The sequence below is a fragment of the Ensifer sp. GW821-FHT05G01 genome (assembly GCF_059419585.1).
Map to the genome: position 1 here is coordinate 460,355 of NZ_JBWKSC010000005.1, position 9,873 is coordinate 470,227.

Genomic DNA, 9,873 nt, shown 5'->3' on the forward strand with positions numbered 1-9,873 from the left:
TCGTCTTTTACTGCTGGACGACCACGCGTGCGTTCTTGCCCGGACGGACCCGCGAATAGAGATCGATGATGTCCTGGTTCATCAGGCGGATGCAGCCGGACGAAGCGGCCGTGCCGATCGACGACCACTCCGGCGTGCCATGCAGGCGGAACAGGGTGTCCTTGCCCTGGTCGTTGAAGAGATAGAGTGCGCGCGCGCCGAGCGGGTTCTTCAGGCCCGGGCCCATGCCTGCCTCGACATACTTGGCCACTTCCGGCTTGCGCTCCGCCATTTCCTTCGGCGGGTGCCACATCGGCCATTCCTGCTTCCAGGCGATATAGGCTTCGCCTTCCCAAGCAAAGCCCGCCTTGCCGACGCCGATACCGTAGCGAACAGCCTTGCCGCCGGGCAGCACGTAGTAGAGGAAACGGTTTGGGGTGTTCACGACGATCGTGCCGGGGCGCTCGCTCGTCGAATAGTCGACGATCTGGCGATGGAAACGATTTTCGACCCTGTTGATCGGAACGGCCGGAAGCGCATAGCCGTGATCCTCAACTGCGCCATAATCACCCGAAAAGATCTGGTTAGAAGCGACCTGTTCCGCAACGGGAGCAGGCTCGCCGCCAGCCGTCTCGGACTTGGTCGAAGTTGTCGAGCAGCCGGCCACGGCGAGTGTCGCCGCCAGGCTGCACAGGAGGAAGGCATTGCGGAAGCGCATAGGAGTCTCTTAAATAAGAAGCGAAGAAAAACTGGGTCGGCCCGACCGTCAGTGACTCCGGTTATTTTCGATTAGTTGCCGCTATGCAAGGGATTGCGCGGCAACAAGGCGGCGGGAAAGTGTAAATTCCGTGACGCTGGCTTTTTTGCAACAAAAGCGGTGACGCATGCGAGTCTAGGCGTATGACAATTCTCTCTATCCATGGCGACAACCCTCTCGTCGACGGTCGGCAATCGAATCGCGCGCTCATGGTGCGCCGCGGAGTCCAGCGACTTTTCGCCGAACTTCGGCACTCGGTGCTGCCCGAACTCACGCTCGCCAGCGGCCGCCGCGCCGATCTCATTTCTTTGTCGGTAAAGGGCGAAATCTGGATCGTCGAGATCAAGACGTCGATCGAGGATTTCCGTGTCGATCGCAAATGGCCCGACTATCGGCAGCACTGCGACCGGCTGTTCTTCGCCACCCATGGCGAAGTCCCGCTCGATATCTTTCCTGAAGACTGCGGTTTGCTGCTGTCGGATGGCTACGATGGACACATCATCCGCGAAGCACCGGAACATCGGCTGGCGCCGGCCACCCGCAAATCGGTGCTGCAGCTCTTTGCCCGCACCGCCGCGCAGCGGTTGATGCTGGCGGAGTGGGCTGCCGAGCGCAATGGCGAACTCGGCAACTCCATTCGCGATATCGTTTCCGGCTCCCGTGACGGGGCCGCCGAAGGCTGATTATTTTGGCGCGCGCTTGGCCAGGATGCGCTGAAGGGTCCGGCGATGCATGTTGAGCCGGCGCGCTGTCTCCGACACATTGCGCTCGCACATCTCGTAGACGCGCTGAATGTGTTCCCACCGCACCCGGTCGGCCGACATCGGGTTTTCCGGTGGCTCCACCCGTTCGCCCTGGCGCTGCACCAGTGCCGCGAAAATGTCGTCGGCGTCGGCCGGCTTGGCAAGGTAATCGACCGCGCCGAGCTTCACGGCATTCACGGCCGTTGCGATGTTGCCGTAGCCGGTCAGCATGATCATGCGGGTGTCGTCGCGGCGGCTGCGGATCGCCTCGATCACGTCGAGACCGCTGCCGTCGCCCAGCCTCAGATCGATAACGGCGTATTTCGGCGGGTTGCCCTTTGCCTTGGCGATACCTTCTGCAACGGACTCGGCGATATCGACGGTGAAGCCGCGCGCTTCCATGGCGCGGGCGAGGCGTCGAAGGAACGGGGCGTCATCGTCGACGAGCAGCAACGTTCTGTCCGGTCCGATCAGTTCGGCGTCCTGGGCATGCGTGCTGGGCGATGCTGTCGATTTTTCGGTCATTCTCGCAATCCTTGGGCGAAAATCGGGACATTTTCGCCGAGATTATAGGTTTCCTGTCACGCGGTTCAATAAACTGCCAAACGTCATTTCGCCAGTTTCGTATCCATCAGTGCACGCGGCCATTCGACGCTGACCTTGGCGCCGGGTCGATCCGCGCCGCCGTTCTCGAAGCGCAGCCGCGCGCCGGAGCGCTCGAGCAGCGTCTTGGCGATGAACAGGCCGAGCCCCAGGCCGCCGGCGCTGTCGTCCTTTTGCCGCCGCGTGACATAGGGCTCGCCGATGCGCATCAGAATATCGGGGGCAAAACCGTCGCCATCATCGGCAATCGTCACTTTGACGTATTCAGCCGTGTGCTCGACGGTCACCGTCACCTGCTTCTTGGCATAGTCGACCGCATTTTCGAGCAGATTGCCGAGCCCGTACAGAATGCCGGCGTTGCGGTTGCCGACCGGCTCGGATGCCTTGTCGCCCTTTTCGACCAGATTGATGTGAATGCCGAACTCGCGGTGCGGCGCCATCACTTCTTCCACCAGCGAGGAGAGCGGCAAGAGCCGCATATGTTCTTCGCTCTCGGAGGACAGCGTCGTCAGTCGCTTGAGAATGTCGCGGCATCGCTCGCTCTGGCTGCGCAATAGGTGCACGTCCTCGCCGAAGCGGGGATCATCGCCGAGTTCGCGTTCCATTTCCTTGGCGACGACGCTGATCGTGGCAAGCGGCGTGCCGAGTTCATGGGCGGCCGCCGCCGCCAGGCCATCGAGCTGCGAAAGGTGCTTTTCACGCTGCAGTACCAGTTCGGTCGCCGTCAGCGCCTCCGACAGTTCGCTCGCTTCCAGCGAGACGCGGTAGGTATAGAAGGCGGCAAAGGCCGTCATCGACACGATCGCAAACCAGATGCCGGCCGTCAGCACCCGGGGCATCAACAGGAGCGTTCCCGGATACCAGGGCAGCGGGAAGGGCGAGAAGGCGAGGGCCGTCACACCGATCACTGCGAGCCCGGCAAGCACGATGCTGTGCGGTTTCGGTTGCGAGGCCGAGGAAATGATGACGGGCACGCACAGCAGCGGCGCAAACGGATTGGCAAGCCCGCCGGTGATGAACAGCAGTCCCGTCAACTGCGCCAGGTCGAGCCCGAGGAGCGCGAAGGCGGCCGGCGGCCGCAACCGATGCGTCGGCGGAAAGCGCAGCGTGAGGTAGGTATTGACCAGGGCGAGCGTGGCAATCAGCACCAGGCACAAAAGGAGGGGCAACGGAAACTGCAGCCACAACGTGGTGATGATGACAGCGATCGACTGCCCGCCGACCGCAAGCCAGCGAAGGCGGATGAGCGTCTGCAACCGCAGGCTTCTGTTGGAGGTCGGATCGTTGTGTTCCATCGCCACTGCCGTCATGCCTGCTCTTGTTCCTAAAGGTCCCATGGGGGTGTTGCCTCATGTACCACGCGGTTTTGCCCGTGTCGTCGGCGCGGCTTCCGCCGGGTTTTCCGGCCACGGGTGCTTGGGATAGCGCCCGCGCATATCGGCGCGGACATCGCGCCACGACCCCGCCCAGAACCCCGGCAGGTCGCGTGTGGTCTGGATCGGCTGCCGGCCGGGTGAGATCAGTTCGAGCAAAAGCGGCAACCGGCCGTCGCCGATGGCAGGGTGCTTCTTCAGGCCGAACAGTTCCTGCACCCGGATGGAAAGAAGCGGCTCATCGCCATCATAATGGATCGGATGCCGCTGCCCCGTCGGCGCTTCGAAATGCGTCGGCGCCAGTTTTGCCAGCTCCCGCTGCCGGTCATGCGGGATCAGCGACAGCAGCCCTTCGGACAATGCGCCGGCCTTGATATCGGCGATGGCGGTGACGCCGTGCTGAAACGGAACGAACCAGTCCTCGAGGCGCGAAAGCAGGGCTTCCTCGGAAACGTCGGGCCAGGGTTCGCCGATCGAGCGATGCAGGAAGCCGATGCGATCGCGCAGCTGCACCGCCTCCTTGGAAAACGGCAGCACTGCCAGTCCAAGCTGGCGAACGCCGTCGGCAAGCGCCCGTGCCGCACTCTCACCGGTCGGCCTTGGCAGCGGCGCCTCCTCGAAGATGATCGCGCCCAATCTGGTGACGCGGCGCGCCCGCACCTGGCGGCTCGCCCGGTCGAAGACGCTTTGCGCTTCGCGCACGATCGCGTCTGGCATATGCGCTTCGACATCGGCGCGCGAAAGCTCGGCCGCCGCCAGCACGCGCTGGCCGCCGGCCCGACCGGTGAGATCGGCGATGACAAGCATGTTGGCCGCGGCGAGGCGCTCGGTCTCGGCGATTTCGGCGCCGCGGCCATTGGCCATCACGAACCGTCCGCGGCCACCGCGCTGCAGCGCGATACGGTCGGGGAAAGCGTGCATCAACAAGGCGCCGGGCTGGATCGGCTCGTTCGATCTCGGCCCGCTTTTAAGGTCCGCCGCCATGCGGCGGGCAAGGTTGCGCGCGGCCTCGGCCCGTTCGCCGCGTTCCTGGCGAAATCGGCGCAGCCGATCTTCCAGGTCGATGGCGTTGCCGCCAAGCCCCTGCTCGGTCAGCATGACCGCCAGCAGGCAGGCGGCCTCGCCCTGGCCTTCTTCGGCCGCCGAAACGGCCATCGCCGCAAGGCGCGGCGGCAGGGCCAGATCGCGGATCTTGCGTCCCCTCGGAGTCAGCGCGCCGGAACCGTCAAGCGCGCCAAGCTCGCTCAGCAGCTTTCGGGCTTCGATGAGGGTTGTTTCCGGCGGCGGGTCGATGAAGGCAAGGGCTGCGGGATCGCTGACGCCCCAGTGCGCCATGTCGAGCAGCAGCCCGGAGAGGTCGCTGGCAAGGATCTGCGGCGGCGTGAAGGCAGCAAGCGCCGCGGTCTGGCCGGCGTGCCAGAGACGGATGGCGATACCGGGCTCCGTTCGCCCGGCGCGGCCGGCGCGCTGGTCGGCCGACGCGCGCGAGACGCGCACGGTCTCGAGCCGGGTGATGCCAGTGGAAGCTTCGAACACCGGCAATCGCTGCAGGCCGCTGTCGATGACGATCCGCACGCCGTCGATGGTGATCGAGGTTTCGGCGATCGAGGTGGCAAGAACGATTTTGCGCGTGCCTTTGGGCGCCGGCCGGATCGCCGCATCCTGCTCCCTCTGTGTCAGGTTTCCGTAGAGCGGAACCACCGTCGTCTCGGGCCCGAACCGGTCGGCAAGCCGGGATGCCGCTCGGGTGATTTCGGCCTGACCCGGCAAAAATGCGAGGACCGAGCCCTCTTCGCTGCGATGCGCCTCGACGATGGCGCGAACGACGGCGTCCTCGACGCTCTCGCCGCCGCGGTCCTGGTTTCGGATGTCGATCGGAAAACTGCGCCCCTGGCTTTCGACGACGGTGGCGTCGCCGAGCAATGTTGACACCCGTGCCACGTCGAGCGTCGCCGACATGACGATGATCCGGAGATCGTCGCGCAGCGCAGACTGTACGTCGAGCGCCAGCGCCAGACCGAAATCGGCATCCAATGATCGTTCGTGAAATTCGTCGAACAGCACCGCCGAAACGCCTGTCAGCTCCGGATCGTCGAGGATCATGCGGGCAAAGACCCCTTCGGTCACCACCTCGATCCGGGTCTTTGCCGATATCCGGTTGTCGAGCCGCATGCGGTAGCCGACGGTTTCTCCCACTTTCTCGCCGAGCAGTTCCGCCATGCGGCCCGCCGCCGCTCGGGCGGCGAGCCGCCGGGGTTCGAGCAGGATGATCTTGCCGCCCTTTGCCCAGGGCTGGTCGAGCAGGAAGAGCGGCACGAGCGTCGTCTTGCCGGCGCCGGGCGGCGCCGAAAGCACGACCGAGCGGGCCTTGTCGAGGGCTGCGCCGATCTCGGGCAGGACTTCTCGAACGGGCAGGGGAGGCAGGGTAAGCGTCACGATTGCGTCTCCGCTCCGATATGGATGAAGGCACCACCGGCGGCATCCGCGTCCGCTCGGTCATGTGTCACAAGGATTGTCGGTAGGCCAGCTGAGCGCGCCTTGGCAAACACCAGTTCGCGCGTCTGCTGGCGCAGGGCCATGTCGAGCTTTGAAAAGGGCTCGTCGAGCAGCAGCAGGCGGGGCTGGGAGAGAAGAACACGCTGGAGGGCGACGCGTGCCTTTTGCCCGCCTGACAGCGTCTCGGGATCGCGGTCGAAGAATCCTCCAAGACCAACTTCATCGAGCGCCTCTTCGGCCAGTCGGCGCCTGACGTCCCGACCCCTGATCGCCTCGGGGATGGCAAAGACGATGTTGCCGCCGACCGAAAGATGCGGGAACAAGAGCGGATCCTGGAAGAGAATGCCGGTGTGTCGCTGTTGCGGCGGCAGGCCGATCAGATCGTCTTCTCCGAGAAGAACTGCGCCGCTGGCGACGAAGGCAGGGTCGAGAAAGCCGCCGATATAGGCAAGCAGCGCCGATTTGCCGGCGCCTGACGGTCCCATGATCGTCAGCACGTCGCCGGGCATCACCGTCGCCGAAACGGAAAGCAGCACTCTGCCCGAGAGCCGGATGGTCACATCGGACAAAGTCAGAGCCATCGTCTTGCCCGGTGTCTGCATTCAAATCCTCATTGCCCGTCGGTGGCGGAATAGCAATTGCGGCACCAGCGATGCAACGAGAAAACCGAGGAAGGGCAACAGCGCCTGCAGCAGCGCATAGACGCCGATGACGCGCCGATCGCCGCCTGATGAAAGCGCCACGGCCTCGGTGGTGATCGTCGTCACCCGTCCGGCGCCGATCAGCACGGTCGGCAGGTAGAGGCTGACAGAAACTGCAAAGCCGACGGCAAAGGCGGTGAGGCAGGCGCGAAGCAGCATCGGCAGCCGGATGGTGACGAGGATCGCCAGTGGTGACTTGCCCAGACCGGACGCAATTTGTTCGTAACGCCGGTCGAGCGCCCGCCAGGGCGGCCCAAGTGACAAGAGCACATAGGGCAGAACGAAGACGAGATGCATGGCGGCAACCGTGGCTATCGACGGTGAAACCCCCACCATCGCTGCCAATATCTGCAATCCGAACACGAAGGCTATCTCCGGGACCAGCAACGGCAGAAAAACGGGGAGCCAACGATCGGCAGAGCTGTGCCCGCTCCGCGATAGCAGCCCGATGGCGATCGCAAGGGCGACGAGCGACGACAGGAGAGCGATGGCGATGGTGGTTGCCAGGGGTGCGGCGAGCGTCTCGAGAGCGCGCTCCCATGTTTTGAACGTGAGGTTTGTCGGCAGACGATCGGGAAAGGGCCAAAGCCCTGCGATCGACCACAGGGCCAACAGGCCAAGACCGATGAAGATGAACGCGGCGGACGTGGCCATCACTGACGCTGCGGCCAGGCGAAGAAGCCTGTCGTCGCCAAGGCGTTTTCCCGAGGAACTTAGGCGCCGGTGACAAATGCGGCCAAGCCGTTCGACGCCGATCCAGATCGCGATCGCCAACAGGCCGAGCGCAAGCTGCAGAACGGCGCCGGCCGACGCGAGAAAGCGGGCGCCGATGTCGTCGTCGGCAAGCCAATGGGCGATGCGCACCGGCAAGGTCGGTGGCAATTGCGGCCCGAGGATCATCGAGACGTCGACCACCGAGGTCGAGTAGACCAGCACCGCGAAAACCGGCAACCGGACCTGCCGGTAGAGCAGCGGCCAGAGCGCGATGGCAAAACCCGACACTCTGTTAAAGCCGAGCGCCGTCATCAAGCGCCGCGCATTCGCGACCGGCAACTGCGGCAACGCGGCCAGCATCACCAGCAGCAGAAAAGGAATCTCCTTGGCGACGAGGCCTGATATCATCGACAAGCCGAGCGGATCGTTGGGGATGAGCCAGTCCGGCGGGCGGGTGAAGCCGGTGAGTTCGGGAGAGATGATCCGAAGCAGAAAGCCGGACGGCGCGATCAGGAAGGCGATCGCAAACGCCGATGCGGCGTGCGGAACGGCGAGCAGCGGCGACAACAGGTGCTGGATGAAGGCGAAGGGCCGCGTACCGGCAAAACCGGCGACGAAGGTCGCGACCACCACCAGGGCGACGAATGTGCTGGTCAATCCGGCTGCCAGACTGATGAGCGCCGAGCGCAGGATATGCGGTTGGGCGGCAAGCGCCTCGAAGTGCTGAAATGTCACCTGCGTCCCGCCGAGTGCCGGCAGGTAGCCGAAGGCCGGAAGCAGGGTGCCGGCGAGCCCGGCCAGCACCGGCAGGCACAACACCACGGTAACACCGGTGCCGATGTGCGGATGCAAGGCGCTTTTCACAGGAGTGTCCGTCGATAGCGCCGGCGCGCACCGTCAATTGGCGGCGCCATATCGCCGGATCCATTCGGTTTCGATCCGGGTCATCCAGTCCGGATGCGGTTCGTCGAGCGCCGGACCCAGTTGATCGGGCCGCAATGTCGCGACGCCGAGATCGAGCGCGGCAAAGGCTGCCCGGTCCGCATCCGGCAGTTTCGCCATCGCCAGCACAGTCGGGTCCCCCCAGAACTGTGTATTCTGCTTGCGTAACTGTGCTTCGGGCGAGATCAGGAAATCGGCAAGCAACAACGCGCCCGCCTTTGCATTGGCATTATAGGGAATGGCAACGAAATGGGTGTTGCCGAGCGTTCCGCCGGGAAAGACGAAGGAGCGGACGGTGTCCTGCAACTCGCCATTGGCGATCGCCGCCGAAGCTTCCGCCGGATTGAAGGCGAAGATGATGTCGAGCTCCCCATCCGCCAGCTTCTGCTTCATATCGGGATAGTTCTGCGGATAGGCCTTTCCCTTGCGCCATAGATTGGGTGTCAACTGGTCGAGATAGGCGAAAAGCGGCGCGACATCCTGTTGAAACGTTGCCTCGTTTACCGGCTTCAGCAGCTTGCTCCTGTCCGCGACGAGCTCGATCAGCACCTGCTTCAGAAAAGAAGAACCGATGAAGTCCGGCGGCTGCGGATAGGAGAAGCGCCCGGGATGGGTCTGAGCCCAATCGAGCAGGTCTTTTGCCGATTTCGGCAGCTCAGCGGTCGGCGTGCGGGCCTTGTCATAGAAGAAGACCAGTTTGGCGCCGCCCCACGGGCTTTCGAGCCCTTCGGTCGGCACGGTGAAATCGGTGAGAACAGTCGGTTTGGCTTCGTGGTCGACATAGGCCCAGTTCGGAAGCCGGGTTGCCCAACCAGGGGTGAAAAGCAGGCCCTGCCGCTTCATGGCGGCAAAATTCTCGCCGTTGATCCAGATGAGATCGACGCTGCCGTCGGCATCCTTGCCCGCCGATTTCTCGGCAAGCACGCTGGCCACCGCCCTGGCGGTGTCGTCGAGCTTCACATGCACGACGTCGACACTATAGCGTGCCTTCATCTGTTCGCCCGTCCAGGCGATATAGGCATTGATGTTGGCAGCACCGCCCCAGGCGTTGAAATAGACGGTCTCGCCCTTGGCTTCGGAAACGACCGACGCCCAATCATCGATGTCGAAAGCTGCCGTCGGCCCGGCAAGGCCAAGTGTCACGGCGACTGCCGTTGCCCATCGTCTTGTCCATCCGGCCATATCAGCGCTTCCCCGTTTGCTGTTTCGGCGCGAAGGTAAGCCAAGGGCCCGCGCCGTCAATGTGCGCCGTCGGCCGCGACCGTCACGTTTCGGTGAAACGCTCCGGGGTGAATGGGGGCATGATTTTCCCCAAAGAACCCTGGCGATCGGCGAGATGATCACCCTTTTGCGCAGGCGTCCGGGAGAAATCAGGAGGGGCGCAGGCATTTTCCCGACTGAAGGCGCCGTTTTTTGACCATCTGGACAATGATTCTGGGCATGCCCACCGCCATTTGCGGGATCGTGCCCGCCCTGTTGATAACTCCCCCTCGAATTTCCTTTGTATTTTCAGTCGCTTGTCGTTTCTTGGTGATTTTTTGAAATTGTCTGTTGACGTGTTCGAG

Annotated in this window: 9 protein-coding genes; 1 reads left to right on the forward strand and 8 read right to left on the reverse strand. The window is 63.7% G+C overall.

Translation table 11 applies throughout. The annotated features are described in order from the left end of the window. Positions 1 to 7: 7 nt before the first annotated feature. Positions 8 to 697 carry a L,D-transpeptidase gene (locus AC07UR_RS15770; RefSeq protein WP_173418515.1) on the reverse strand — a complete coding sequence of 230 codons (690 nt, stop codon included), beginning with the start codon at positions 695 to 697 and terminating at the stop codon, positions 8 to 10. Positions 698 to 879: 182 nt separating this feature from the next. On the opposite strand from AC07UR_RS15770, the gene AC07UR_RS15775 reads away from it, so the two are divergent. After that, on the forward strand, positions 880 to 1,419 hold the full coding sequence (locus AC07UR_RS15775) for an MmcB family DNA repair protein (protein WP_209790306.1): 540 nt from the start codon (positions 880 to 882) through the stop codon (positions 1,417 to 1,419). Here AC07UR_RS15775 and AC07UR_RS15780 read toward each other — a convergent pair whose 3' ends face one another. The 7 genes from AC07UR_RS15780 to AC07UR_RS15810 form a co-directional block, all read right to left on the reverse strand. Continuing rightward, entirely contained in the window at positions 1,420 to 2,004 is a 585-nt protein-coding gene (locus AC07UR_RS15780) for an ActR/PrrA/RegA family redox response regulator transcription factor (RefSeq protein WP_025425369.1), read from the reverse strand. Positions 2,005 to 2,087: 83 nt separating this feature from the next. Beyond that, positions 2,088 to 3,392 carry an ActS/PrrB/RegB family redox-sensitive histidine kinase gene (locus AC07UR_RS15785; protein WP_173418517.1) on the reverse strand — a complete coding sequence of 435 codons (1,305 nt, stop codon included), beginning with the start codon at positions 3,390 to 3,392 and terminating at the stop codon, positions 2,088 to 2,090. Between the two features lie 39 nt (positions 3,393 to 3,431). Continuing rightward, the gene (gene hrpB / locus AC07UR_RS15790; RefSeq protein ID WP_209790305.1) at positions 3,432 to 5,891 is read right to left on the reverse strand and encodes an ATP-dependent helicase HrpB; all 2,460 of its coding nucleotides are present in this window, start codon (positions 5,889 to 5,891) and stop codon (positions 3,432 to 3,434) included. After that, positions 5,888 to 6,553, reverse strand: coding sequence for an ATP-binding cassette domain-containing protein (locus AC07UR_RS15795; protein ID WP_234902753.1), 666 nt, complete (start codon positions 6,551 to 6,553; stop codon positions 5,888 to 5,890). The genes hrpB and AC07UR_RS15795 overlap by 4 nt, the downstream gene beginning before the upstream one ends. Continuing rightward, entirely contained in the window at positions 6,554 to 8,230 is a 1,677-nt protein-coding gene (locus AC07UR_RS15800) for an ABC transporter permease (RefSeq protein ID WP_209790304.1), read from the reverse strand. A gap of 33 nt (positions 8,231 to 8,263) precedes the next feature. Then, on the reverse strand, positions 8,264 to 9,490 hold the full coding sequence (locus AC07UR_RS15805; protein WP_209790303.1) for an ABC transporter substrate-binding protein: 1,227 nt from the start codon (positions 9,488 to 9,490) through the stop codon (positions 8,264 to 8,266). 188 nt (positions 9,491 to 9,678) lie between these two features. Further along, positions 9,679 to 9,873, reverse strand: a 195-nt coding sequence (locus AC07UR_RS15810) for a hypothetical protein (protein WP_494701949.1), incomplete at its 5' end; no start/stop codon positions are given.

Excerpts from the sequence above, each read along its gene's own strand:
- AC07UR_RS15770 (WP_173418515.1), bottom strand. The coding sequence starts at position 697 with ATGCGCTTCCGCAATGCCTTCCTCCTGTGCAGCCTGGCGGCGACACTC.
- AC07UR_RS15775 (WP_209790306.1), top strand. The coding sequence starts at position 880 with ATGACAATTCTCTCTATCCATGGCGACAACCCTCTCGTCGACGGTCGG.
- AC07UR_RS15780 (WP_025425369.1), bottom strand. The coding sequence starts at position 2,004 with ATGACCGAAAAATCGACAGCATCGCCCAGCACGCATGCCCAGGACGCC.
- AC07UR_RS15785 (WP_173418517.1), bottom strand. The coding sequence starts at position 3,392 with ATGACGGCAGTGGCGATGGAACACAACGATCCGACCTCCAACAGAAGC.
- AC07UR_RS15795 (WP_234902753.1), bottom strand. The coding sequence starts at position 6,553 with ATGCAGACACCGGGCAAGACGATGGCTCTGACTTTGTCCGATGTGACC.
- AC07UR_RS15805 (WP_209790303.1), bottom strand. The coding sequence starts at position 9,490 with ATGGCCGGATGGACAAGACGATGGGCAACGGCAGTCGCCGTGACACTT.